The organism is Mesoplasma melaleucae, assembly GCF_002804105.1.
GTDB lineage: Bacteria > Bacillota_I > Bacilli_A > Mycoplasmatales > Mycoplasmataceae > Mesoplasma > Mesoplasma melaleucae.
In genome coordinates this window covers 599,967-625,946 of the sequence record NZ_CP024964.1, presented here as the reverse complement: position 1 = coordinate 625,946, position 25,980 = coordinate 599,967, and the positions used below count along the sequence as shown (strand labels likewise).

General features: G+C 27.2%; 28 protein-coding genes and 1 tRNA gene. 28 read left to right on the top strand and 1 reads right to left on the bottom strand.

The window, feature by feature from the left end; all coding sequences use genetic code 4:
- Positions 1–67 precede the first annotated feature (67 nt).
- The 24 genes from EMELA_RS03280 (at position 68) to EMELA_RS03175 (ending at position 19,248) form a co-directional block, all read left to right on the top strand.
- The gene (locus EMELA_RS03280) at positions 68–1,750 is read left to right on the top strand and encodes a hypothetical protein (protein WP_028124278.1); all 1,683 of its coding nucleotides are present in this window, start codon (positions 68–70) and stop codon (positions 1,748–1,750) included.
- A gap of 116 nt (positions 1,751–1,866) precedes the next feature.
- A complete protein-coding gene (locus EMELA_RS03275; RefSeq protein WP_028124277.1) occupies positions 1,867–2,817 on the top strand; it encodes a DHH family phosphoesterase in 951 nt (316 codons plus the stop codon).
- Positions 2,818–2,856: 39 nt separating this feature from the next.
- The gene (locus EMELA_RS03270; RefSeq protein ID WP_028124276.1) at positions 2,857–3,261 is read left to right on the top strand and encodes a PH domain-containing protein; all 405 of its coding nucleotides are present in this window, start codon (positions 2,857–2,859) and stop codon (positions 3,259–3,261) included.
- 56 nt (positions 3,262–3,317) lie between these two features.
- Positions 3,318–3,482: a lipoprotein gene (locus EMELA_RS05395; RefSeq protein ID WP_408630940.1), complete on the top strand. Its 165-nt coding sequence runs from the start codon at positions 3,318–3,320 to the stop codon at positions 3,480–3,482.
- Positions 3,425–3,790, top strand: coding sequence for a hypothetical protein (locus EMELA_RS03265; protein ID WP_028124275.1), 366 nt, complete (start codon positions 3,425–3,427; stop codon positions 3,788–3,790). The genes EMELA_RS05395 and EMELA_RS03265 overlap by 58 nt, the downstream gene beginning before the upstream one ends.
- A complete protein-coding gene (locus tag EMELA_RS03260) occupies positions 3,748–3,963 on the top strand; it encodes a hypothetical protein (protein WP_028124274.1) in 216 nt (71 codons plus the stop codon). The genes EMELA_RS03265 and EMELA_RS03260 overlap by 43 nt, the downstream gene beginning before the upstream one ends.
- Before the next feature lie 96 nt (positions 3,964–4,059).
- The gene (gene tsaD / locus EMELA_RS03255; RefSeq protein ID WP_028124273.1) at positions 4,060–5,013 is read left to right on the top strand and encodes a tRNA (adenosine(37)-N6)-threonylcarbamoyltransferase complex transferase subunit TsaD; all 954 of its coding nucleotides are present in this window, start codon (positions 4,060–4,062) and stop codon (positions 5,011–5,013) included.
- A 63-nt stretch (positions 5,014–5,076) separates the two neighbouring features.
- Positions 5,077–5,859 carry a MurR/RpiR family transcriptional regulator gene (locus EMELA_RS03250; RefSeq protein ID WP_028124272.1) on the top strand — a complete coding sequence of 261 codons (783 nt, stop codon included), beginning with the start codon at positions 5,077–5,079 and terminating at the stop codon, positions 5,857–5,859.
- Positions 5,860–5,878: 19 nt separating this feature from the next.
- Positions 5,879–7,033, top strand: a complete 1,155-nt coding sequence (locus EMELA_RS03245; protein ID WP_028124271.1) for an alpha/beta hydrolase family protein — start codon at positions 5,879–5,881, stop codon at positions 7,031–7,033.
- A 4-nt stretch (positions 7,034–7,037) separates the two neighbouring features.
- The gene (locus EMELA_RS03240) at positions 7,038–7,883 is read left to right on the top strand and encodes an HAD-IIB family hydrolase (protein WP_028124270.1); all 846 of its coding nucleotides are present in this window, start codon (positions 7,038–7,040) and stop codon (positions 7,881–7,883) included.
- Between the two features lie 12 nt (positions 7,884–7,895).
- Complete coding sequence (asnS, locus tag EMELA_RS03235) at positions 7,896–9,260, top strand: asparagine--tRNA ligase (protein ID WP_028124269.1); 1,365 nt, start codon at positions 7,896–7,898, stop codon at positions 9,258–9,260.
- A 90-nt stretch (positions 9,261–9,350) separates the two neighbouring features.
- Positions 9,351–10,703, top strand: coding sequence for a signal recognition particle protein (gene ffh, locus EMELA_RS03230; RefSeq protein ID WP_028124268.1), 1,353 nt, complete (start codon positions 9,351–9,353; stop codon positions 10,701–10,703).
- A gap of 12 nt (positions 10,704–10,715) precedes the next feature.
- The gene (locus EMELA_RS03225; RefSeq protein ID WP_028124267.1) at positions 10,716–11,183 is read left to right on the top strand and encodes a 23S rRNA (pseudouridine(1915)-N(3))-methyltransferase RlmH; all 468 of its coding nucleotides are present in this window, start codon (positions 10,716–10,718) and stop codon (positions 11,181–11,183) included.
- A 48-nt stretch (positions 11,184–11,231) separates the two neighbouring features.
- Positions 11,232–11,321 (top strand) — tRNA-Ser (locus EMELA_RS03220).
- A gap of 91 nt (positions 11,322–11,412) precedes the next feature.
- Entirely contained in the window at positions 11,413–12,027 is a 615-nt protein-coding gene (locus EMELA_RS03215; RefSeq protein ID WP_051584610.1) for a hypothetical protein, read from the top strand.
- Between the two features lie 3 nt (positions 12,028–12,030).
- The gene (gene proS / locus EMELA_RS03210) at positions 12,031–13,452 is read left to right on the top strand and encodes a proline--tRNA ligase (RefSeq protein WP_028124265.1); all 1,422 of its coding nucleotides are present in this window, start codon (positions 12,031–12,033) and stop codon (positions 13,450–13,452) included.
- A gap of 28 nt (positions 13,453–13,480) precedes the next feature.
- Entirely contained in the window at positions 13,481–14,098 is a 618-nt protein-coding gene (locus EMELA_RS03205) for a ribonuclease H1 domain-containing protein (RefSeq protein ID WP_028124264.1), read from the top strand.
- 2 nt (positions 14,099–14,100) lie between these two features.
- Positions 14,101–15,033 carry an alpha/beta fold hydrolase gene (locus EMELA_RS03200; RefSeq protein WP_028124263.1) on the top strand — a complete coding sequence of 311 codons (933 nt, stop codon included), beginning with the start codon at positions 14,101–14,103 and terminating at the stop codon, positions 15,031–15,033.
- A gap of 17 nt (positions 15,034–15,050) precedes the next feature.
- Entirely contained in the window at positions 15,051–16,853 is a 1,803-nt protein-coding gene (gene lepA / locus EMELA_RS03195) for a translation elongation factor 4 (RefSeq protein WP_028124262.1), read from the top strand.
- A 15-nt stretch (positions 16,854–16,868) separates the two neighbouring features.
- Positions 16,869–17,675 (top strand): hypothetical protein, encoded by an 807-nt coding sequence (locus EMELA_RS03190; protein ID WP_028124261.1) that lies wholly within the window; start codon positions 16,869–16,871, stop codon positions 17,673–17,675.
- Positions 17,676–17,735: 60 nt separating this feature from the next.
- Positions 17,736–18,257: an NUDIX hydrolase gene (locus tag EMELA_RS03185; protein WP_028124260.1), complete on the top strand. Its 522-nt coding sequence runs from the start codon at positions 17,736–17,738 to the stop codon at positions 18,255–18,257.
- Positions 18,258–18,259: 2 nt separating this feature from the next.
- Complete coding sequence (locus EMELA_RS04985) at positions 18,260–18,361, top strand: ASCH domain-containing protein (RefSeq protein ID WP_169733548.1); 102 nt, start codon at positions 18,260–18,262, stop codon at positions 18,359–18,361.
- 494 nt (positions 18,362–18,855) lie between these two features.
- Positions 18,856–18,981 carry a lipoprotein gene (locus tag EMELA_RS04980; RefSeq protein ID WP_169733547.1) on the top strand — a complete coding sequence of 42 codons (126 nt, stop codon included), beginning with the start codon at positions 18,856–18,858 and terminating at the stop codon, positions 18,979–18,981.
- Between the two features lie 57 nt (positions 18,982–19,038).
- Positions 19,039–19,248 carry a hypothetical protein gene (locus tag EMELA_RS03175; RefSeq protein ID WP_028124259.1) on the top strand — a complete coding sequence of 70 codons (210 nt, stop codon included), beginning with the start codon at positions 19,039–19,041 and terminating at the stop codon, positions 19,246–19,248.
- Positions 19,249–19,522: 274 nt separating this feature from the next.
- Here EMELA_RS03175 and typA read toward each other — a convergent pair whose 3' ends face one another.
- Positions 19,523–21,361 carry a translational GTPase TypA gene (gene typA / locus EMELA_RS03170; RefSeq protein WP_028124258.1) on the bottom strand — a complete coding sequence of 613 codons (1,839 nt, stop codon included), beginning with the start codon at positions 21,359–21,361 and terminating at the stop codon, positions 19,523–19,525.
- 129 nt (positions 21,362–21,490) lie between these two features.
- Here typA and eno point away from each other — a divergent pair, with 129 nt between their 5' ends.
- The 4 genes from eno (at position 21,491) to EMELA_RS03150 (ending at position 25,979) form a co-directional block, all read left to right on the top strand.
- Positions 21,491–22,852, top strand: coding sequence for a phosphopyruvate hydratase (gene eno, locus EMELA_RS03165; protein ID WP_028124257.1), 1,362 nt, complete (start codon positions 21,491–21,493; stop codon positions 22,850–22,852).
- Between the two features lie 278 nt (positions 22,853–23,130).
- Positions 23,131–24,402: a hypothetical protein gene (locus EMELA_RS03160; RefSeq protein ID WP_028124256.1), complete on the top strand. Its 1,272-nt coding sequence runs from the start codon at positions 23,131–23,133 to the stop codon at positions 24,400–24,402.
- A gap of 1 nt (position 24,403) precedes the next feature.
- Positions 24,404–25,114: an ATP-binding cassette domain-containing protein gene (locus tag EMELA_RS03155; protein ID WP_028124255.1), complete on the top strand. Its 711-nt coding sequence runs from the start codon at positions 24,404–24,406 to the stop codon at positions 25,112–25,114.
- The gene (locus EMELA_RS03150) at positions 25,107–25,979 is read left to right on the top strand and encodes an ABC transporter permease (RefSeq protein WP_028124254.1); all 873 of its coding nucleotides are present in this window, start codon (positions 25,107–25,109) and stop codon (positions 25,977–25,979) included. The genes EMELA_RS03155 and EMELA_RS03150 overlap by 8 nt, the downstream gene beginning before the upstream one ends.
- The last annotated feature ends 1 nt before the right edge of the window (position 25,980 follow it).

Below are 25,980 nucleotides of genomic sequence, written 5' to 3'. Positions count from 1 at the left end.
ATCTAAAATCGAGAAACTGCTCGATTTTTTTGTTATAATATTTAAGTTACAAGAAAGGAATAAAAAAATGAGAAAAACAGTTAGATTAGTTATTTTATTACTAGTTGTTGCAGTTATTTATTTTGGTTACTCAGCTTGAATTGATTCAGTTGCAATTTACAACATCGGTGGAGTTCAATTGGGATCAGGAACAAACTGAAATAAAACATTAGATGAATTATTAGTTGTTGCAGGAATTAAAGATTCAGCAGGACTTGATGCTATATTACTAGCAGCTGGATCAAAATTAACAGCTCTTGATCTTTTATCTGCAGTTCCATCAGGAGGAGCAGCAACAACAGGTTTCTTAACTTCAGATGCATTTACACTTGGAGGAGCTACAAATGTAGAATTTATTAAAATTCTTATTAATGCTGCAAATAATTCTCCTGAAGGTGGAAATTATGTATTAAACGGATTTATGGCAGCCAACTCATTACTAAAAACATTATTGGATCCATTCAAAATGATTTTAGTTGGGGGGGTATTCGCAATGTTCATACCTTTAACAAAACAATTATTATTTGGAACAGTTATTGGAATGAAAGATTACATGAAAAACCGTCAATCAAACGTTTTATACAACTACCAAAAAACAATTTCATTTACAGAAGGATTACAAGCTAAATTAGCAGAAGGAAACTTCGAAGCAGTTAAAGCTGATTATGCAGCTTACTCAGGATTAGCATTTAGACCAGAATTCTTAAACATTATGATGGATGAAATTTGTTCAGTACTTATCAGAGAAGGAGACTTAACAGTTTTTGCTGATTCAGCAAAAGTTGTTACAGAATCAATCAAAGAAATGTATGAAAAAGAAAGAAGACGTTCAATTAACGGTCGTGGAGATGAATTATTCTTTGACTTAAAACGTGGATACGAATACTGTGCAACAGGTTCAAAATATTCAATAGCTTACCATAAAGCATTACAAGATAAAGCAAATAACAATTTAGGATGAAAAATTTATAGTTTAGAAATCTTTAAATTCAATTTCTTCTTAATCACAATGTTTATACCAGCAATTATTATTTCAGCATTTGTTGGAGGATTAATTAATGGATTAGTTAATGATTTAGCAGGTGATGTTAGAACTTTAGCTGTAGCAGCAACATTTTTCATTTCTTGAGTAATTTTAACAATTATTGCTCATGCATTAATGATTTTTAGAAATGAACAATACAAAAATATTAAAAATATTTTAGTTAGACCAGCTGTAATCTTCTACTCATTATATGTATTAACTTTCATTACAATTTCAGCAGGAGTTGTTGGTGTTTCAAAAGTTAATATTGTTGCTCCAGGATCATCAGCTCAAATTTGAGTATGATTCTCAGCAGTAGCTTACTTAGTATTATCAACAAGTTTAATTTTCTATGTAATTGCTACATTAGTAGATAGTTTCAAACAACACAAAACTTTATCTAAAAAATTATTAATTGATGGTATCATTTTACCAATGATCGCATGGACAATCGCTACTGTTTCAAACTTTATGTCATTATATGGTCCATCAGATCACAACATGGTAGAAATTTTCGCAGCAATTAACGATTCTACATTAGTTGGATTTTGAATTTACTTATCAATTTCAAGTTTCTTAATCAACAACTTAATCTCACCAAACATGGCTAGAGAATTACGTAAAGCAGTTGAAGCAGATGAATTAAAAAATGCAAAAGTAAAAAGATCAGCTAAAGCATCTAAATAATTAGTTTTTTAGATTTTAATTAAAATAGTAATTCTGTAAAGAGTTACTTTTTTATTGCAAATTTAAATGTTTTATTAATTAGTTGATAAAATATACTTAATAAAACAAGGAGAACTATGACAATTTACAAACAGATTAAAGACGTTATTGAAAAATACAACAAGATAATTATTTTAAGGCATATTATTCCTGATGGTGATTCTTATGGATCACAATTAGGTTTAAAAGAATTAATTAAAACAAATTACCCAAATAAAGAAGTTTATGCATTTGGAGAAGAAATTGAATACTTAAAACATGCAGGTAAACCTGATGAATTTACAGATGAATCAATTTTTAATGAAGCATTAGTTATTGTAACTGATTGTGGTAATGTTGAAAGAATTGATAACCAAAATTATGACAAAGGTGCTTATTTACTAAAAATTGATCATCACCCAGATGCAACACCATATGGAGATTTATCTTGAGTTGATGTAACTTATACAAGTGCAAGTGAAATGGTTGGTGATTTAGCAATTCAAAACAATTGAGAAATCACTCCAGTTGCTGCTAGAGTCATTTATCATGGAATATGCACAGATAGTGGAAGATTCTTATTCGGTGGATTATCACCAAGAACATTTGAAGTAGCAGCTAAATTAATTGGAACTGGATTTGATGTTTCAGAAATGTATAAAACTATGTACAAGCGTTCATTCCCTGTAATAGCTTTACAATCAGAATTAATTGCTTCAGCAAAAGTAACAGATCATAAAGTTGGTTATGTTATTTTAACTGATGAGTTAATGAAAAAATATAATTTAAGTTATGATGAAAATGGGAAATTTTCAAACTTACTAAAAGATATTGAAGGAATTGATATTTGAATTACATTCTCTATTAGAGAAGATGGTAAATGAAGAGTTGAATTCCGTTCAAATAATTTAGCAATCAATGATTTAGCAGTTAAATGAGGCGGTGGAGGTCACAAATTGGCTTCTGGTGCTATCATTGATAATTTAGATCAAGTAATGCAAGTTGTTGAAGATGCTAACCAAATAAACAACTTGCTCAATGATGAATAAGCCACATTAATGTGTTTTTTTATTTGGTATAATCAATATATGATAAATAAAGAATACTTAAGTAAATTAGAAATTTACAATTTTAATAAATATGAATTGTTAGACAAAAAAGAATTTCAAGAAGTTGAAAAATATTTTGTATCTAATGAATTTGTTGTTGACATTATTGTTGGGGAAATTAATGCTTTTGCCCACATGATTTTATTAACAAATAAAAGATTATTTACCATTAGTAAATTTATTCAAACAGCAAGTCAAATTAAGCAATTTGGTTTAGAACAAATTGAAGATGTTAAATTAGGGGTAATGGGTGACACTGCTGATTTAAGAATGTTGTTTAAAAACGGTAACATTTTTAAAATTGATTATTTACATACTGAAGTTGCTCAAAAATTTGGGTATAACATTTCAAAAATGTATGAAGAGTTTATTAAAAGATTATAATCAATAATACGATATAAACATTTCCAACTATAGTGTTTTTTTGCAATATTAACTTTATGGTGTTACGCCATTTTAGAAAAAAAGGATTTACAGAAATGAAAAAATTAATAGCAATTTTAGGTGCTGTTGGATTAATAGCAACAGGATCTTCAGCAGTTGTTTCATGTGAAAAAACGCAGATTCTGATGGAGCAGGTAAAACAATTAAAACATCTGATTTAAATGAATTATTTAAATCAGTAGAAGGCGATATGAAGGTAACTTTCACAAATGAAAAAGTAGAAATTGAAGAATCTTTCTCTCCAGTTGGAGTTACTATACTATACTATGTATTAAGTTTATGACCAAAATTTGAAGAAGCAAACACATTAAATAGTACAAGAAAAATAAGTGATGTTAATGGTTGAAGACAAATGCAAAACCTAATTAATAATAATAAAAGTAACTGAAAATTATATGTAAAAGACTGAATTAATGATGGAAAGTATTGTATGAGTCCGATGGTGAAAAATCAACAATTAAAATACTAAACTATAATAAAGCAATTAAGAAAAATTTAAAAAATGCTTTAAATGCATTACTTGATGATGAAGTTATTTTAATTTATGAAAGTAAGAGTGAAGCAAATAAAGAAACTATTAAAATTTATTCTGATAATAAGTCAAAATATACAACTGAATACACTTATGCTTTTGATCTATAATTAAACTAATAAAAACTTAAATTAATTTTTAAGTTTTTTTATTTTTAATTTGTATATTATAGAATTATAATAATGTACTAAATAAAAGGAGGACACATGAAAATATTAGCGATTGAATCAAGTTGTGATGAGTTTTCAATTTCAATAATTGATGATGGAAAAATATTAACAAATATTATTTCATCACAAATAGAACAACACGTTAATTTTGGTGGTGTTGTTCCTGAATTAGCTGCAAGATTACATCTAGAAAATATTTCTTGAGTTATTAAAGCAGCATTAGATACAACAAATACAAAAGTTGAAACAATAGATTATGTTGCATATACTGAAAAACCAGGTTTAATTGGGTCTTTAATTATTGGAAGACTAGTTGCTGAAACAATTGCCAGCTACATTAACAAACCATTAATGCCTTTACACCATATTGAAGGTCATATTTATGGAGCATCTATTGAAAATGAATTTATATATCCTGTTTTAGCCATGGTTGTTAGTGGTGGTCATACACAAATTGAAATTGTTAATTCACCTAATGATTTTAAAGTGGTTGGAACTACGTTAGATGATGCAATTGGAGAATGTTATGACAAAGTTGCAAGAGTAATTGGATTAGAATATCCTGGTGGACCTAAGCTTGATAAACTAGCTAAAGAAGGTAATCAAACAGCTTTTAAGTTTCCTATTTCAAAAAATGATGAAAGTTATGACTTTTCATATTCAGGATTAAAAACAGCTGTAATCAATTTAATCCATAATTTAAATCAAAAGAATGAAGAAATCCCAGTAGCAGATATAGCTGCTAGTTTTCAATATGCTGCAACTAAAATTGTTGAAACAAAATTAGCAAAAGCAATTGAAGAATTTAAACCAAAAACTTTAACAGTTGCTGGTGGAGTTAGTGCTAATAGTGAAATCAGAAAAATCATTATTGAGTTAGGTCAAAAATACGGTATTTCAAATACTTTTGTTCCAAAAATGGAATATTGTACTGATAACGCAGCAATGATAGCTAAATTAGCATATGAAAAACTTAAAATCAGTAAATAATTTCCAAAAAATGATAAAATATTATAAATATTTATGAATTAAGCGTAAAAAGATGGAGGAAATATGAGATCTTTTCTAGCAAAACTTTCAACAATTGAAGAAGATAATTTAACATCACGTGAATTAATCATTGTTGACTATATTAAAAATAATTCAAAACAAATTGTTGAAGAAAATATTAAAATTGATGAATTAGCAAAACGTGCAAAAACAGGGTTTAGTGCAATTTATAATTTACTGAAAAAAATTAATATTGACGGATATAGAGATTTTATGATTTGTTTAGCAAACGACGTAGAACATGCTGAATTAAATATCGCAAAAAATGATGAAAATGTAGCAAATGGTTACATTAATTTAATTAAACAAAATTACACTTTAATTAAAAAATCAAATTTAGTTAAAACAATTAATCTAATTGAATCATCACCAAGAATTGTTATATGTTATTGAGAAGCTGTATTACGTGGACCAGCTATGGATCTATCAAACTTCTTCTATAATCATGGTTTAAATGTAACTTTATTAGATTCTGATTGAGATTCAATCAATAATAGAATTAAAAATACTCAAACAAATGATTTATATATATTCTTTACAAAATATGGGACTTCAACTCATTTAGCAAAAGTTATTCAAGCAATTAAAAAAGAAAAAGGTAAATCAATTTTTATTTCAGGAAAAGTTCCTTCAAAAGATGTTGAATTAAATGCGAGCTTAATTCATACATTAATTGTTGATGGAGTTGAAATTAATGATAAAAGCGTTTTAATTTCAAAATCATTACCATTCCATTATTTTAATGATTTATTAATTTACCATTACTTAAACAGCGAAAAAAAATAAAAATAAGGAGATTAAATATATGTCCAAAAGTAAAAAAAATACAATAAATAAACAATCAAGGTCAAAGTTAGGAACAAGAATATTTAAAAGGGTTAATTTACGTTTTAAATTCTTATATAAAACTTTAGAAGCTTTAATGGGTAATTCAAATAAGACTAAATATTATTATCCTGAGATAAGGCGTATGAATAAAATTATGCGTAAATTTTATAAAAGTCCTCAGCTGCAATTAAAAGCAACTGATAACTTGATTCCTTTTAACTTTGAAACAGAAGATGGTGTTGTGATTTCTGCATTAAAATATATCACTGATCCAAATTCTAAAAAGTGAGTTGTATCATTACACTGATTTGCTGGACATAAATATTGATCTTTATATGAAGCTAGACCTTTTATTGAACTAGGATATAATATCTTAGTTTTTGATTTTAGAAATCATGGTGAATCTCAAAATACTAAATTTGTTACTATGGGAGCAAGTGAAGTTAAAGATTTTAGAGCAGCTATGAAATGACTATATGAAAACCATAAGCCTGAAACAGTAGGATTAATGGGAATGAGTATGGGTGGATTTACAATGCAATATGGTGTTGTAAAATACAACGAAGAGTTTGTAAAATATAATATTAAGTGAGCAATTTCTGACTCATACTATGGAAGTATTAAAACACTTCTAGTACATACAAGAAATATGTGATTAAAACATTTTGTAAGCCATAAAAAAGTACTTAAATCAATTAATAAAATTATAAAAAATCAAATTCAAGATACTGGCTTAGATTGAGAAGACTTAAATGTTTTTCAATATTATGAATTGGATTCAAATTTAAAATTAATATTCCCAATGTTTTTCTTACATTGTCGAAACGATAATGTAACACCATTTGATGATTCAATGAAATTATTTGTAAAAAGATCAATTTTCTCAAAAGATGATGAAATATTAATTTATGATTATTCAACACACTGTTTATCATTAAAACATCATTACTATCAAACAGTTTATCGATGATTACAATTTGAAAACAAAATTATGAAAGATGATGAAGCAACAGAGAGAGCTTTAAGAAATCTTGGTATCAGTAAAGAAATTATTGACAATAATTTTTTAGAAAAATATGAAGTTAACACACTATATGTAAATTCAACAAATCATAAGAAAAAAGGAAATTAAATAAATGAAATTAACAAATATCAAATTAATTGCAACAGACTTAGATGGAACAGTTTTAGAGCATGGTGAAATAGCTAACGAATTCGACTTAGTAATGCTTAAAAAAGCTGCAGCACAAGGTATACAAATTGCTGTAGTTACTGGGCAAGGATGATCAAGTGGATCAGTTAGAGCTAAAATGTTTGATGTAGACAAACACGCTGATGTTTCAATTTTTTCAAATGGATCAGTGATCTCAAAAGTTTCAAGTTTTGAACCAGGATACTGTAAAACTATTGATAGTGATTTAGTTAAGGAATTTATGCTTAAAATGTATGAATTAAATATTCCTACATTAGCATATACAAAAATTCCAGCTCATTGTTATTCAAATGGTTTAGAAATTAAAGTTAAATCTTTAGTAGACAGACAATGAGTTAATAAATATAATGTTGAGAATGTAGACATTAAAACATTTACAAACTATCAAGATGTAATTCAATTAATGATATTTGTTGAACAAAAAGAAGAAGCAGCAATGCTTGAATGATTTGAAAATACACATAAAGCTAAATTCTTAAATAAAATGAGAAGTAATGTTGAAACAATACCAATTTATGAATTTATTAATTTAAAAGCAAGTAAAGGTAATGGAGTTTTAAAATTAGCGGAATTATTAAATATTAGCATTGATGATGTATTAGTTTTTGGAGATAACATGAATGATATGAGTATGTTTGAAGTTGTACCTAATTCAGTTGCAATGGGAAATTCTGTTCCTGCTATTAAACAAATAGCAAAATATGAAACTGATACTAACTTAAATGGTGGTGTTGGTAAATTTATTGAAAAATATGTTTTAGAAAAATAGGAGAAAATTAAAATGGATATTAAATATTTATATTATAAACATGAAACTTTAAAAGAACAAAAAATTACAATTATTGGTAGAGTGCGTTCAAATCGTCAAGGAAAAGCTGTTAGTTTTATGGTTTTAAATGATGGAACTACTTTGAATGATTTACAAGTAGTTTATAAAGAAGAAACTGAAGGATTTGATGAAGGAACAAAATCAAGAGTTAGTTCAATTGTTGAAGTTGAAGGAATCTTAGTTCCAACCCCATCAAGAGCTCAACCTTTTGAAATTTACGCAACTACAATTACATTATTAGATCAAGCAATTCAAGATTACCCATTACAAAAAAAAGAACATTCTCCTGAATTTTTAAGAGAAATTTCTCATTTAAGAGCAAGAACAAAAACATTCCAAGCAATTTTTAGAGTACGTTCAACCGCAGCTTATGCAATTCACAAATTTTTTCAAGAAAATAATTATGTTTATGTAACAACACCAGTCATTACATCAAATGATGCTGAAGGTGCTGGAGAACAATTTATTGTAACAGTTAATGAAAACAAGGATTATGCTAATGATTATTTTGGTAAAAAAGCAAGTTTAACAGTATCAGGACAATTAAATGGTGAAGCATTTGCTCAAGCATTTAAAAAGATATATACTTTTGGTCCAACTTTTAGAGCAGAAAATTCACATACAACAAAACATGCTTCTGAATTTTGAATGATCGAACCAGAAGTTGCTTTTGCTGATTTAAATCAAAACATTCAATTAATGCAAGATATGTTAAAAAGTGTTATTAGTTACGTATTACAACAAAATAAAGCAGAGTTGGAATTCTTACAAGAACAATTAGAACCAGGATTAATTGAAAAAATTACTGGAATAGTTAATTCTAAATTTAAAATTAATACATATGAAGAAGTTTTAGATATTCTACAAAAAGCAATTGATAACGGTCATAAATTTGAAGAAAACAACATTCATTTTGGTTTAGACTTAGGAACAGAGCATGAAAGATTTATTTGTGAACAAATTAACAAATGTCCTACATTTGTAGTTAACTATCCAAAAGAAATTAAATCATTTTATATGAAACTAAATGAAGATGGTAAAACTGTTGCAGCTGCTGACTTATTAGTTCCAGGAATTGGTGAATTATGCGGTGGAAGTGAACGTGAATCAAGTCTAGATAATATCCTTGAAAGATGTGAGTTCTTTAGAATTAATCCTGAAGAATTAGATTGATATATTGGATTAAGAAAATATGGATTCTACAAATCAGCTGGATTTGGTTTAGGATTTGAAAGATTAATTATGTACATTACTGGTGCTGCTAATATTAGAGATGTTATTCCATTTCCAAGAACACCTAAAACATTACTATATTAATCATGAATAATTAAAAAATTCTCTACGGCATTTTTATTTTAATTCTTATGTTTGGTATAATAAATAATGATTTAAACTGGAGGTATGTATATGGCATTCGGAGATTTTTTAACAAAAAGAATGAAAAAATCAATGGAGAAAAATATTAAAAAATCTACATTGACTGAAGAAAACATTCAAGAAACACTTCGTGAAATACGATTAGCTTTATTAGAAGCTGACGTTAATGTTGAAGTAGTAAAAGAATTAGTAAGTAAAATTAAAGAAAAAACAGTTGGAGAATATATTCAAGAAGGTGTAACTTCTAACCAACAAATGCTAAAAATTGTTCATGAAGAATTAATTGACATTTTAGGTACTGAAAAAGCTCCATTAAACCTTTCTAAAAAACCTGCTGTAATTATGATGGTTGGACTACAAGGATCAGGGAAAACTACATCATCATCTAAACTAGCACATTACTTAGCTAAAAAAGAAGCTAAAAAACCTTTACTAGTTGGATTAGATATTTATCGACCAGGGGCGATTGATCAATTAGTTGAATTAGGAAACAAAAATAATATTCCAGTATTTGAACAAGGAAAACAATCTCCATTAAAAACAGCAAAACAAGCTTTAGACTATGCTGTAAAAAATGGTCATGATGTAGTTATTTTAGATACTGCTGGGCGTTTGCAAATTGATAAAGATTTAATGAATGAATTAAATGAATTAAGAAAAATTGCATCTCCAAACGAAACATTATTAGTTGTTGATGGAATGATTGGTCAAGAAATTATTAATGTAACAAATGAATTTAATAATCAATTAAAACTAACAGGTGTTATTCTAACTAAATTAGATGGTGATGCTCGTGGGGGAGCAACATTATCAATTAGATACATGACTAAACTACCTATTAAGTTTATTGGGGAAGGAGAAGGTGTTTCTGCACTTGCTCCATTCTATCCAAAAAGAATGGCTGATAGAATCCTTGGAATGGGAGATATCGAAACACTTTTTGAAAAAGTTGTTGATAACATTGACGAACGTTCAATGCAAAAAACAATGAAACGTATGTTCATGGGTCAATTTGATTTAGAAGATTTAAGAAATCAATTAGTTCAAGTTTCAAAAATGGGTAACATTGGTGGAATTATGAAAATGATGCCAGGGGCAAAAATTTCAGAAAACCAAATTTCTGATGCTCAAAGAAAATTAGTAGTGTTTTCAATTTTAATGGATTCAATGACATTAAAAGAAAGAAGAGAACCAAAGCTTTTAAAATCATTAACTAGAAAAAATCGAATAATTAGCGGATCAGGACGTACTGAAAAAGAATTAAATGAATTAATAAATTCATTTGAAAAAGGAAAAAAACAAGTACTTGAAATGGGTAAAATGATGAAAAGTGGACGTATACCAGGAAAGCCTGGAATGGGAAAAGGAGGATTTGGTTTTTAATCAAATCAGTTAATGAATATAAAAATCATTTGTTTTGGTAAGTTAGATAAAAAGTTCTTTATTGAATCGTTTAATGAATATGCCAATCGAATTTCAAAGTATGTCAATTTTCAAGTTATTCAATTAAAAGAAGAATATCAAAAAGAAGATATAGTAAACAAAAATATTAATTCAGATTTACTAATTGAAAAACTAAAATGATTTTCAGATCATGAAATTATTTGTATGGATGTAAATTCAAAAAATTATTCAACAGAAGAATTTACATCAATTATTGAAACAAATAAAAATTTAAAACAAGCAAAAATTGTATTTATAATTGGACCAAGTGATGGGTATAGTGATAAGTTCTTAGAATTGAACTATAAGAAGGTTTCTTTTGGGAATATTACCTTACCACATCAATTATTTAGGGTTATATTAGCAGAACAAATCTATCGTGCTTTTAAAATTATAAACAATGAAAAATATCACAAATAATTTTTGAATATATCACACTTAATTGTTATAATAATTAAGTGTATTCGTGGGTTAATACTCAAGTTGGTGAAGAGGACACCCTGCTAAGGTGTTAGGTCGGTTTCCGGCGCAAGAGTTCGAGTCTCTTTTAACCCGCCAGTAAAAATAAAAAAGCTACCTTAATGGGTAGCTTTTTTATATCAAAAGTAGTTAAAAAATTATATAATATTATATAGTCTGGGGTGGTATAGTGAAATCAGATAAAAAAAGTTTGAAAGATAAATTTTTATTTTGAAGAGCAGATAAAGATGATATCTTAAATGAAAATGAATTAGATAGCTTTTTTAAAACATTATTTGTTAACGCAGGTTCAGAAAAAGAAATAGTTTTAGAATTAATTAAAAAAAGAGGAATTAAAAGCTTTTTATTTTACACAGATGTGCGTAATATCTGATACATTTTAAAAAATGGAATTCAACCAACCCAAGAAATAATTTTAAATGAAGATGAAAATTATTATGTTTGAGGATATCACCAAAAACAAGATTCAAACAATTTGGATTTCGATATTTCATCAAGAGCTCATTTTTGAAAATGAGCAGGCGATACAAATATTGAAACAAATAAATTTTGTGTGATTGCAATAGATCCACAAAAATTAGCTAAAACAACTACAAAAGACTGAATTTTTGACAGATCATTTGGAATGATTAATATTATTGAATCAATTCACTTTGATACAATTAAATGAATTTTAATAAGAGATGAACAATATTATAATTATGCTAAAAAGATAATTTATGAATTAGGCTTAGAAATAGAATTATATTTAAGTCATGATGGATTAGTAAAAATAGGAGAATAAAAAATGAAACAACTAGATAAAATAACCCCAAGAAATGTAGATTTTTCACAATGATATACAGACACAGTATTAAATGCTAAATTAGCAAGTTATGGACCAGTTAAAGGAACTATTATTTTTAGACCTTATGGTTATGCTATTTGAGAGTTAATACAAAAATACTTAGATACAAAGTTTAAAGAAATAGGTGTTGAAAATGTTTATTTTCCACTTCTAATTCCAGAATCATTATTCCAAAAAGAAAAAGATCACATTGAGGGATTTTCACCTGAAATAGCAACGGTAACAAGAGTTGGAGATACTCAATTACCTGAACCTTTATTTATAAGACCAACTAGTGAAGTGTTAATGGCTAACTTTTTCAAAAATGAAGTTAAGTCATATCGTGATTTACCATTAATATTTAATCAATGAGCAAATGTTATGCGTTGAGAAAAAACAACAAGACCATTTTTAAGAACAAGTGAATTTTTATGACAAGAAGGTCACACAGTTCACTCAGAACGAAAAGAAGCATCAAATTTAACTTTAAAAATTTTAGATATCTATACTGAATTTGCAGAAAACGCATTATTACTACCAGTTATAGCAGGTCAGAAAACTGAAAGAGAAAAATTTGCTGGAGCTGATTCAACTTATACAATTGAATCATTGATGCATGATGGGCAAGCATTACAATGTGGAACATCTCATTACTTTGCAGATAACTTCTCAAAACCTTATGAAATTAAATTTAAAAATAAAGAAGGAAAATTAGAGTATGCTTACTCAACAAGTTGAGGAGTTTCAACAAGATTAATTGGAGCTATTATTATGACACATTCAGATGATAATGGTTTAGTGTTGCCTTCAGTGATTTCACCAATTCAAGTAAGATTAATTCAAATTAAAGAAACTGATGAAGTAATTAAAGTAACAGAAGATATTAAAAACTTATTAAAATCAAAATACCGTGTAGATATTGATAAAACAGATAAATCATTCGGGTTTAAAATAAGTGAAGCCGAAATTAAAGGAATTCCATTAAGAATTGAAGTTGGCCCAAGAGATTTAGAAAATAATCAAGTAATAATATCAAGAAGAGATACAAGAGAAAAAGTTCAAGTTAATGTAAATGAAGTTGAAAAAGTTGTTGATCAAATGATTAAAGAATACGATGTAAACTTATATGCTAAGGCATTAAAAAATCGTGAGGATAGAACTTCAAAAGCAAAAACAATTGAAGAATACAAAACAATATTAGCTGAAAACCAAGGATTTGTTTTAGTTCCATTTTGTGGGGAAATAGCATGTGAAAAAGATGTTAAAAAACAAACATCAACAAATTCACGTTGTATTCCATTTGAACAAGACAACAAAACTGAAAATTGTTTTAATTGTAATAAAGAAACTAATTTAAAAGTTTATTTTGCAAGAGCTTATTAATTGTTAATTACAAAGGAGGATTTAGTTTATGAAGTATTATGCTGTTAAAAAAGGTAGAAACATTGGTGTTTATACTAGTTGAGAAGATTGCAAAGCACAAGTAGAAGGATTTACTGGTGCGCTTTACAAATCATTTACTAATAAACAAGATGCAAAAGCATATATTATTGGTATAACACCAAAATCAAAAACTAAAAAAATAACTTCAAATGAAAATACTGCAGTAGCTTATAGTGATGGAAGTTTTATTAAAGAAGATAATACTTACTCATATGGAGCTGTAGTAATTTGAAAGAATAAAGAATTTCACTTTTCAAAAAGATATCGTGAGCATGAATTAAAATCAATGTGAAATGTAAGCGGAGAATTACAAGGAGCAAAAAGAGTAATGTTGTTTGCATATGCTAACAATATTCAAAAATTATATTTATATCACGATTATGAAGGAATAGCTAAATGAGCTAATCATGAATGAAAAGCAAAATCTGATGAAGGAAATGAATATATTAAATTCGTTGATCAAATCAGAGCTAAAGTAGAAATCGAGTTTATTTGAGTCAAGGGACATAGTAATGATTATTATAATGATTTAGCTGACCAATTGGCAGCTAAAGCAACATTTGAAGAATACGTTAAGGAGGTTTAAAAATGAGAAAATTTCAACTACAAATGATTGATGGAAAAGAATTAATTAATTTTGAATGAAAAACACCCAAAAAACCTATTGCTGTAATTCAAATTGTGCCAAATTTTGATGAACACATGACAATGTATGATGGCTTTGCTAAATTAATGCGAGATCATAATATTTTATTAATTGGAACTGAATTAAGAGGTCTTGGTGAAAGTAGAAATGAAAATGACACACCAGAAACTATCTTCTTTGAAAAACGGCAAGGTTGAAGTAAAATGGTTGAAGATATCAAAAACATTAATACTTGAATTAAAAGATATCACCCAGATTTACCAATCTTCATGTTAGGACAAGGTTTAGGTGGAAATTTAGCAAGAGCATTTGCAATTAAATACTCAGAAGAGATATCTGGTTTAATTCTGATGAATACTCGTGACTATAGTTATCTATTGTCTAACTTGTTTTTAAAATATATGAATTTGAATCAAGTTATTTTCAATACAAAATCAGAAGCTAAATTTTTAAATAAAATCAGAGCAAAAAGATTAAACCGCGGACATAACATAATGTTAAAAATTGATAATCAATGATTATCTAGCAATTTAAAATTTGTTGAAAAATACAATAATGACCCATTATGTAATTTAAAATTAAGTTTGTCAGCATTTAAAGATATTGCTTATGGAAATAAATTTATTTCAAAAAATGCAAACAATGAATTCATTACAAAAGACCTACCAATCTTAATTCAAAGTGGTGGTTTAGATAACTATACAAAACTAGGAAAAGATTCACAAAAGTTATTTTACAGATTCACAAGAATCGGATTAGATACTGATTTTAAATTGTATCAAAACCTTAAAAACAAATTATTAGAAGAAGACGTAAATGAAGCTGTAATTGAAGACTTAGTAAAATTTATTGAGAAATATAAAGAAAACTATTAATAATAGAAAGAGATAACATGGATAAATCAAAAATTAGAAATTTTAGTATCATTGCTCATATCGATCACGGTAAGTCAACATTGGCTGACCGTATTTTAGAGATGACAAACACTGTTGCTAAACGTGAAATGCAAGAGCAATTACTAGATTCAATGGATATTGAAAGAGAACGTGGAATCACAATTAAATTAAACTCTGTTCAATTGAATTACAAAGCAAAAGATGGAGAAGAATATACTTTCCATTTAATTGATACACCAGGCCATGTTGACTTCACATATGAAGTATCAAGAAGTTTAGCTGCTTGTGAAGGAGCAATGTTAGTTGTAGATGCAACTCAAGGAATTGAAGCCCAAACATTAGCAAACGTATATTTAGCAATTGACAATAATTTAGAAGTTATCCCTGTTATTAATAAAGTTGATTTACCCAGTGCAGATCCTGAACGTGTAAAAGAGGAAATTGAAAATACAATTGGAATTGATTGTAGTGATGCACCTTTAATTAGTGCTAAAACTGGACTAAAGGTTGAAGATGTATTAGAAGCAATTGTAAATAAAATCCCACCACCTTATGATGCTGATGATGCAAAACCATTAAGAGCATTAATCTTTGATAGCTATTATGACAAATATTTAGGTGTAGTTATGTCTATTAGAGTAAGAGAAGGTTCAATTAAAGTTGGTGATCGAATTAAACTGATGGCAAATGGTAGCAGTTACGAAGTAACTGAACTAGGAGTTAAAAATCCTAAGATTATCAAAAGAGAACAATTAACAGCTGGAGAAGTTGGGTGAGTAGCAGCTTCAATTAAAACAATTAAAGATATTAATGTTGGAGATACAATTACAACTGTAACAAATTCAGCATTATACCCATTAGATGGATACAAAAAACTTAAACCAATGGTTTATTGTGGAATTTATCCAGTTGATACAAATCAATATCAAGATTTTAAAGATGCTTTAGAAAAAATGGAATTATCTGATTCATCATTAGTTTATGAATCAGAAACATCACAAGCTTTAGGTTTTGGATTTAGAGTAGGGTTTTTAGGTTTATTACATATGGAAGTTGTGCAAGAAAGATTAGAAAGAGAATATAATCTAAACTTGATTGCAACCGCTCCATCAGTAATTTATCGTGTACACTTAACAGACCAAACAATGATTGAAATTGACAACCCTGCTAAATTACCAGACCCTCAAAAAATCAAGTTTATTGAAGAACCTTTTGTAAATGTAAAAATTATGACACCAAAAGATTCAGTTGGAAACTTAATGAGTTTATGTCAAAACAAATTAGGAACATATAAAGATTTACAAGTTGTTGATGATAATCGTATGATGCTAGTATATGACATGCCATTAGCTGAAATTATTTTTGATTTCTTTAACAAATTAAAATCTATTTCAAAAGGTTATGCATCATTTGAGTATGACATGATTGGATATCAAGAATCTCAATTAGTTAAAATGGATATTTTATTAAATGGAGATATGGTTGATGCGTTTTCTATGATAGTAAATAAACACTTTGCTTATCAAAGGGGAGCTGCATTAACTAAAAAGTTAAAAGAATTAATTCCACGTCAAAACTTCGAAGTACCTGTACAAGCAACAATAAGAAATAAAGTTTTAGCTCGTGAAACAATTAAAGCATATCGAAAAGATGTTACATGAAAACTTCATGCAGCTGATAAATCAAGACGTAAGAAACTTCTTAATAAACAAAAAGAAGGTAAAAAGAAAATGAAAGAAATTGGTAGTGTTGAAGTACCACAAGAAGCATTCATTGCAGTATTAAAACTTGACGATTAGAAAGGAATGACAATAATGAGTAAATTTAAATATGAAGATTGACTAATGCAATTTTTAAATGATGATTGATATATTCAAATTAATACAACAGAAAATAATATTATTTTTGATGAAGTTTATGATTTAAAAGTAATTTGATCACAGAATCCAAATTATTACACTTTTATTGAAAATAACAGATCAGCATTTGAAGTAGATAATTTACCCGGTTTTCTTGAAAGTGAAGAAATTTGTAAAACAAAAGAATACATTAAATCTTTTATTAGCGGAGTATTTCATTTAAGAATGAGTGGTTTATATCAGGTCACTTGTGATTTTGTTAAAGTTTATAATGAAATCAGCAAAAATTCATATAATGCGATTGATGAAAATGGAATAGATGTTTCTATTAATAAAGCATTTTTAGAACTAACTGAAAAATATTATGAAGAACTAATTACTTTAGTTAGAAATACTGAAGTTCCTGCTGAATTTAAATATTGTTGAGATGACCTAATTGAACTAATTAAGAGATTCAGTAAATATACTGAAAAAGATGACAAGTTAGATATAGCATATCAATTATTAGAATACCTATCAAATACAATTGATGGATTTGATGATTTAGTAATTGATTTACTTGATGACATGATTGAAAGTGCAAATAAATTTATTGCTGTATTAATTAAATATGAAATCATTTTTGATCGTTTAATTTTATTAAAAGAACATCTTGAATATCAATATGTTGAAACTAAAGGGTTACCTGAAAACTTTTATCGAGTTAATATCATTGATCGATATAAAGAACTTGAAGCATTTAAAATAATTAATGAAGAATAATAAATAAAAATAACGCATAAGCGCTATTTTTTGTTATTATCTTAAAATAATGAGGTGCTTATGGAAGTTTTAGATTTATATGATATGAATGGAATAAAAACAGACAAAACAATGATAAGAGGAACTAAAGTTCCTGAAGGTTGTTACAAAAGAAAAATAGTAATCGGAATCTTTAATTCAAATAATGAAATGCTTATTCAAAAAGTTGCAAAAGAAAGAACTTATTGAACAAACAAATGAACTCCATCAGTTAGTGGATCAGTTTGAACTGGTGAAACAAGTCAACAAACAGCAGCAAGAGAAGCAAAAGAAGAATTAGGGATAAATATAGATTTCTCAAAGATTAGACCAGCATTTACAATTAATTTCTATGAAGATTTTAATGATATTTATTTAATTAAAAAAGATTTAAATCTAAATGATTTAGTTTTACAAAAAGAAGAAGTTGCTGAAGTGAAATGAGCTAGTAAAGCTGAAATAATAAAAATGACTAATACAAATGAGTTTATACCATTACATGAATCTATTATTGAAATGATGTTTACATTTAAAGACACAGATAGTTCTTATAAAGGAAATTAATTATGAATATTTTAATATCAATGAAAAAGGAATATTTTGACCTAATTAAAGAAGGAAAAAAGAAATACGAATATAGATTTAAATTTCCGCAAGTTAATGAATAAACTAAAATATACATTTATATTCCAAAAAATAGATGCAAGGATTTATGGATATATAAAAATTAAAAGTAAAATTTGAATGAATAAGGAAGATGCTTCAGTATTTTATTTAAATTAAGTTAAAAATTCTATTAATGCTTATAATGTAATGAATGAGTGAATAGCACATAGAGAAGGTTGGTATGTAATGGAAATTTTAGATTACAAAGAATTTAAGAAACCTTTAAAATACAAAGATTTTAAAAATAATTATGATTTTAAAGCATCACAAAATTTTATGTATATTTCTATATTGAAGAAAATTTAAATTATATATTAAAGAAGACAATGTAAAAGCATTTAGATGTAAATTAAAATTAGAAGTGTTGTAGTTTTATTTTTTTGCTATTATCTTATAAAAAAATTAAATTACTTTTGAAATTTTACGTATTAAACGAGTTTTTTGTAATAATCATTTTGGGACGTATGTCTATTTTATAAGAAAAGGAGATAATATTGTGAAAAAATTAATAGCAATATTAGGAGCGCTTGGGTTGGTAGCCACAGGAACAACAACTGTTATTTCATGTGGACAAAATGACAATTCATTAGTTAGCAAAATAATGAAAGAGTACAGAATTTAATAAAAGATCTTATAAATATATGAATATAATGACTCAAGTTTAAATACAAAAGAGAGTATGCAATATCCACTTATTGAAGCTATATTTTTTATATGGTCAGCTGAAAATGAAATAATCAATGAATCAGTTACACCAAATAATCAAAATGAATTAAAAACATGATTAAAATCAGCTGAAAATAATGAATTAAATAATTTAAAACAAAAGGGTAAGCATTATTGATATGAACGAAACGATGAAAAATATGGTATACAATATGAAAATTAAAGTGAAAAAGATATCAGTAATTTTGGAAAATTATTAAAATTATTAACTGATGATGAAACAAATTTAAATATTGGTTTCATCAACGATTCAAAGTTTTCTATTAAAGTTGAAAATAAAAATGAAAAGTATAATGGTTTATGCTCTAAGATCATTAATCCTCCAAAAATTGATTAACATGGATTTATATTTCATTATTTTAGAATATATAATTATTTTAATTAATAACAATGTAAGAAAGCAAAATAAAATGAACTCAATATAAGTTCATTTTATTTTATTCAAAAACTTTTTTATTATCGTTTCTGTGTTGACGTCTTTCAGTATTTGATAATCATCTTTTTCTTAAACGAATATCTTCTGGTGTAACTTCAACTAACTCATCTCATTCAATGTATTCTAATGCTTCTTCTAAAGTCATTAATTTTGGTGGAGTTAATTTAACTGAGTCGTCACTACCACTCGCACGAGTGTTAGTTAATTTTTTACCAGTTGTTGGATTAACTTCTAAATCATTGTCTCTTGAGTGTTGTCCAACGATCATTCCATCATAAACTTCGACTTGAGGTCCAACAAATAGAATTCCACGTTCTTCTAAGTTATTTAAAGCATAAGGCAATGTTTTACCAGCTGCCATTGAAATAAGTACTCCATTTTTACGTGATTCAATTTCACCTTTGTATGCTTCAAATCCGTTTGAGCTTCTAACCATGATTCCTTCACCATGAGTATCATTTGTAAATTCACTTCTGAATCCAATTAATGCTCTTAAAGGAATGTTATAAACGATTTTATCTCTAACACCATCTGAATCCATATCTGTCATTAAACCTTTACGTTGGTTTAACTTATTAATAACAGTTCCTGAATATTCTGTTGGAATGTTTAATATAACTTTTTCCATTGGTTCTAATAAAGTTCCATTTTCACCTTTTTTGAAAATAACTTCTGGTTTAGAAATAGCTAATTCAAAACCTTCTCTTCTCATTTGTTCAATTAAAACAGATAAATGAAGTTCTCCACGCCCTAAAACTTTGAACCCTTCAATAGTTGGGTTGTCTAATGGTTTAACTTTTAAACCAACGTTTACTTCTAATTCTTTTTCTAAACGTTCTTTAATATTTCTTGAAGTAACAAACTTACCAACTTTTCCAGCGAAAGGAGAAGTGTTAACCAAAAAGTTCATACTCATTGTAGGTTCTTCAATTGTAATTGGTTCCATTGGATTAATATTATTTAATTCATTAATAGTATCTCCAATTGAAATATGATCGATTCCAGCAAAAGTAATAATGTCTCCAGCATATGCTTCTTTAACATTAACTTTATTTAAACCTTGATAAACTGTTAATTTAGAAATTTTAGCTTGTTTAACTTCACTATTATTTTTAACAACACTAACAGTTTGTCCTTCAGTAATTTTGCCTTCAAAGATTCTCCCAATTCCTAATCTTCCAATAAATGAATCATAAGCTAATGAGCTAACTTGCATTTTTAATGGTTTGTCAGCTAATTCAATTGGGTATGTTCCAATTTGTTCAATAATAGTTTCAAACATTGGTGAAAGATCAATTCCTTTTTCATCTAAACTTAATTGAGCAATCCCTTCACGAGCAATTCCATATAATGTAGTGAAGTTTAATTGTTCATCAGTAGCGTCTAATTCCATAAATAACTCTAATACTTCTTCAACAACTTCTTCTGCTCTTTGATCTTTTTTATCTATTTTATTAATCATTAAGATTGGGTTCAATCCTAACTCTAATGCTTTAGATAAAACAAAACGTGTTTGAGGCATTGGTCCTTCACTTGAATCCACTAATAAAATAACAGTATCAACAGTTTTCATAATACGTTCAACTTCACTTGAAAAGTCAGCGTGACCTGGAGTATCGACGATGTTAATTTTTGTTCCTTTGTACTCAATAGCACAGTTTTTTGAATAAATAGTAATCCCACGTTCTCTTTCTTGATCGTTTGAATCCATAATTTGTTCTACAACTTCTTGGTTATCTCTAAAAGCTCCACCTTGCTTTAAAAGTGCATCAACTAATGTTGATTTACCAGCATCAACGTGGGCAATAACCGCAATGTTAATAATTTTTTGATTTGACATTTTGTTCTCCTTTTATATAACTTTTAAATAATATCATATTTTAAGGGATAATTTTTATTTAATTTTTTTTAAAAAAAGAATATAATTAAGGAGATAAATACACAATTTTAAATAAAGAGAGGAAATTATATGTCAAGAATTGAGAAAATTATTGCACGTGAAGTATTAGACTCACGTGGAACTCCAACTGTTGAAGTTGAATTATGAACTGAATTTGGTGGATATGGAATTGCCAAAGCACCATCAGGAGCATCGACTGGAGAAAACGAAGCTTTAGAATTAAGAGATGGAGACAAAGCACGTTACAATGGTAAAGGTGTTTTAAAAGCAGTTGCAAATGTAAATGATAAAATTGCACCAGTTTTAATTGGACATGATGTACAAGACCAATTAGGAATTGACAGAGTTATGATCAAATTAGATGGAACTGAATTTAAGAAAAAATTAGGAGCAAACGGAATGTTATCCGTTTCATTAGCAGCAGCTCACGCAGCAGCAAGTGAATTAGAAGTTCCTTTATATAGATACATTGGTGGAGTTCAAGCAAAACGTTTACCTGTTCCAATGTTAAATGTTATTAATGGTGGAGAACATGCTGACTCAGCAATCGACTTCCAAGAATTTATGATTATGCCAGTTGGAGCACCAACTTTCAAAGAAGCATTAAGATGATCATCAGAAACATTTCAAGCATTAAAATCATTATTAAACGCTAAAGGTGATATTACTGCTGTTGGAGATGAAGGTGGATTTGCTCCTCACTTCTCATGAGCATACGCAAAACAAGATTTAGCTTCATTTAAATCTAAAACACCTGCTGAAATTGCATTAGACTTATTAGTTGAAGCAATTACAAAAGCTGGTTACAAATTAGGTAAAGATGGAATCATGATCGCAATGGACTGTGCTTCATCAGAATTATACTTTGAAGATAAAAAATACCACTTCAAAAAAATTGAAAAAGTTACTGGTCAAGATTGATCATTTACAACAGATGAAATGATTGCTTACTTAGAAAATTTAGTAAACAACTACCCAATTATTTCAATTGAAGATGGATTAAGTGAAAAAGACTGAGATGGATTCGTTAAATTAACAAGTAAAATTGGAAATAGAGTTCAAATCGTTGGAGATGACTTATTTACAACAAACCCAAGATTTATTAAAGAAGGAATCAGCAAAGACGCTGCAAACTCAACTTTAATTAAATTAAATCAAATTGGAACATTATCAGAAACTGTTGAAGCTATTACTATGACTCAAAAAGCTGGTTGAACTGCAGTTGTTTCACACCGTTCAGGAGAAACAGAAGACGCAACAATCGCTGACTTAGCTGTAGCATTTAATTCAGGACAAATCAAAACAGGATCAATGTCACGTTCAGATAGAATTGCAAAATACAACAGATTATTACAAATTGAAGACCAATTAGGTGAAGATGCAATCTACGATGGATATGCAACATTCTACAACTTAAAAATTAATAAATAATTAATTTAAAAAATAATTATTCTAACCAAGCAATGCTTGGTTTTTTTATTAACTTAAATAATATTTATGCAAAATAAAATGCAATAATTAATTCAAAAATAATATGATAATAATAATTATTTTAGTTCTTATTTTTTTTATCTTATATAAAATACTTTAAAGTAAGTTTTTGTCTCATTTTTTGGTTTTTTGTATATCTTGTAACATTTATAAGCTTTTTTTGATATAGTAATTTATAATTGAAAATATACACTGTATTATAAATGGGAGATGTGGAAATGCTTAAAAATAAAATTATATTGCCTACTATTGCTGCTTTTTTAATTGTAAGTTCACTACCAGTATACTCAGCATATTCTTTAATAGAAAATTCTTTTAAAAAAGAAGGAAAATTTTCTGGTAATCAATTAGAAAATCTTTTAAATTTTAATGATATTCCATTATCACCTTTATTTAGAAAAAGTTGGGAAAAATTATTAAGTGACTCAAGTTCATTTTCTGCAGCATATGATTGACAATATAAATTAAAAATGGAAAGATTAGTAAAATCAATTTTAAAAAAAGATACGAATGCATTGAATGCTAATTTTGATAAAAAACCAATCAGAAATAAAACAAGTTTAACTGATGCTATTTATTTAGGTTTACAAGTTATGGGTCACAATAAACCAACAGCTTCAGAATTACATGAAATTGGTAGATATGAAATAGCAAATTTTACAGCTTTAGAGAATGCTGGATATACCATTTATGTAAGCAATTCTGATCCAAGGCTTGAAATATTATATACAGATAAAAGTGATTTATATAATGACGGACAAAAGGACTATGTTAAATTAAGTAACAAAGAAGGAACAGATAATATATTCTTTAGAACTACAGAACTTATAACTAGTGAAAATGTTTCAAATCAATCAAATTCAGATATACCAGTATACTTTAAAGCAAAAAAAGGTGACGAAATACTTGATATTTATGATCCTGGATATTTAAGAAATAAGTTAGAAATTCAAATAAGAGCATATGATTCTGATGAAATGCTTCAATACAAAGTGTGAGATTGAAACCAATACAATTCAAACGATTTGGATTTAAATTGCTATATAGCTAACAATTTAATTAAGATTTATTGCGAAATAGCTTTAAGTTATATAGATTTCATAGATTCAAAATCACCAAATTATCAACAAAAAGGAAGTCCTTTAACAGGCGCAAATGACCCATTTAAATATTCAGGAGCAACACCTGGTTCCTTATTATATTACGCATATAAATATAATTCATACTATGATTTAAGAATTTTTATGTTTACTGTTGAAAACAACAATCAGAGAATAGTTTATGTTAGTTATGATCAAAATAATGAACTTGAATATAACAAAAGTACAGATGAGCCAATTATAGATAAACATTTAAAAGAAACAAATAATAATAAAGAAAATAGAGAAAGATTATCGTTCAACCCTTGAATAGATTTAAACAAAACAATGCGTGGTTTTGTTGAAAAAACATGAAATCTGTTAATGTTTACGATGGAGGAAATGAGCTAGTATGATAGAAATTAAAAATCTTACCAAAAAATATGGAAATAATGTTGTTCTTGACAGAATTAATTTGAATATTAAAGATGGAGAATCTATTGGTATATTAGGAGCAAATGGAGCAGGTAAGACAACATTAGTTGAAATAATCTCTGGAGTTAGTGAATATTCAGAAGGAGAAATTAATTTTTATAATTCTGAAAATAAAAAGGACAATTCGGTACAGGAAAAAATTGGTATGCAATTTCAAAATGGTAGTTGACCATTCAATACTAGAGGAATTGATTTACTAAATCTTTTTGTTGGTAAAAAATGAAAAAAAGATAATTATATTTTGGATCTAATAAATATATTTGAAGTTGAAACAATTATTAAAAAAAGAATATCTGATTGCTCAGGAGGAGAGCAACAAAGATTCAACTCGATGCTGTCAGTTATAAATAAACCAAATGTGCTAATATTAGATGAATTGATTACTGGTTTAGATTTAAAAATGCAAATCAAATTAATTAATTTTTTTGATAAAATGAGAAAAACAGAAAAAATAACTTTAATAGTTATATCTCATATCCCTGAAGAAATAGAACAAATTTGTAAAAGAGTAGTAGTATTAAATAGTGGAACTCTGTTTATTGATAAAACAGTAGATCAACTAAAAAAGCAATATGGTTCAATTAGAAACTTTTTAACACTTTATTTTGAAGGAAAAATAAATGGATAAGGTAAATTATAATCAAAGTTTTAAAACTAGCACCAATAATTTTTCAAAAATCTTTAGAGCTAGTTTTATTTCATCAATTAAAAATGAAAGAGCATGAGTTTTTATTATTTTAGGTTCACTAATAATAACAATAATTTGTTTTATAGGATATTCAACTTTTTATAGTTCTTATGAATTATTACCACCTCAAATGCTAGCTATTTTCATTATTCCTTCTTTTGTATCAGCAACCTATTTTGTAATATTTTTAATTGAATGAAAAGATACTTCGCTTTTAAAACGAATTAAATTTTTGGGTATAAAGAAATGATCTATTGTTTTTTCATTTATGTTATGTGCTGCTTTTTTTACATTTGTTTCTGAAATTATTGTTATATTTGCGACATACTTAATATCTCTACTGTTCATAAGAGTTAAATTTTATTACATTTTAGATTTAAACTGATGAATGTGAATTTGGTTTTTTGGAGTATCATTTATTTGTGTCAGTTCTGCATTTCTTTTATCCTCAACAATATCAGATTTATTTAAAAGTAAGAATATTAGAATGTCAGTGCCTTTAATTTTATTTTTACTATTTTTAACAATGTCAGACACAGTTATTCCTTCATTTATTTCTGCAAGATGAGGTATTTTTAATTATTTAGGCTATTTATTTATTTCAAAATACGTAGTTTGAAGTTTGCTAATTGTTTCGTCATACACATTTATTGATTTTAAAGGTGGAATACAACAAATAATTTTTGATGAGTCTCATTCTGAGACAACACTGTTTATTTCAAATTTGTGAATTCTTTTAGCCATTTCAGTATTATTTATAATTGTAATGTGTTATTTATCAGTTAAATTTTTTAAATGAAAGTAAG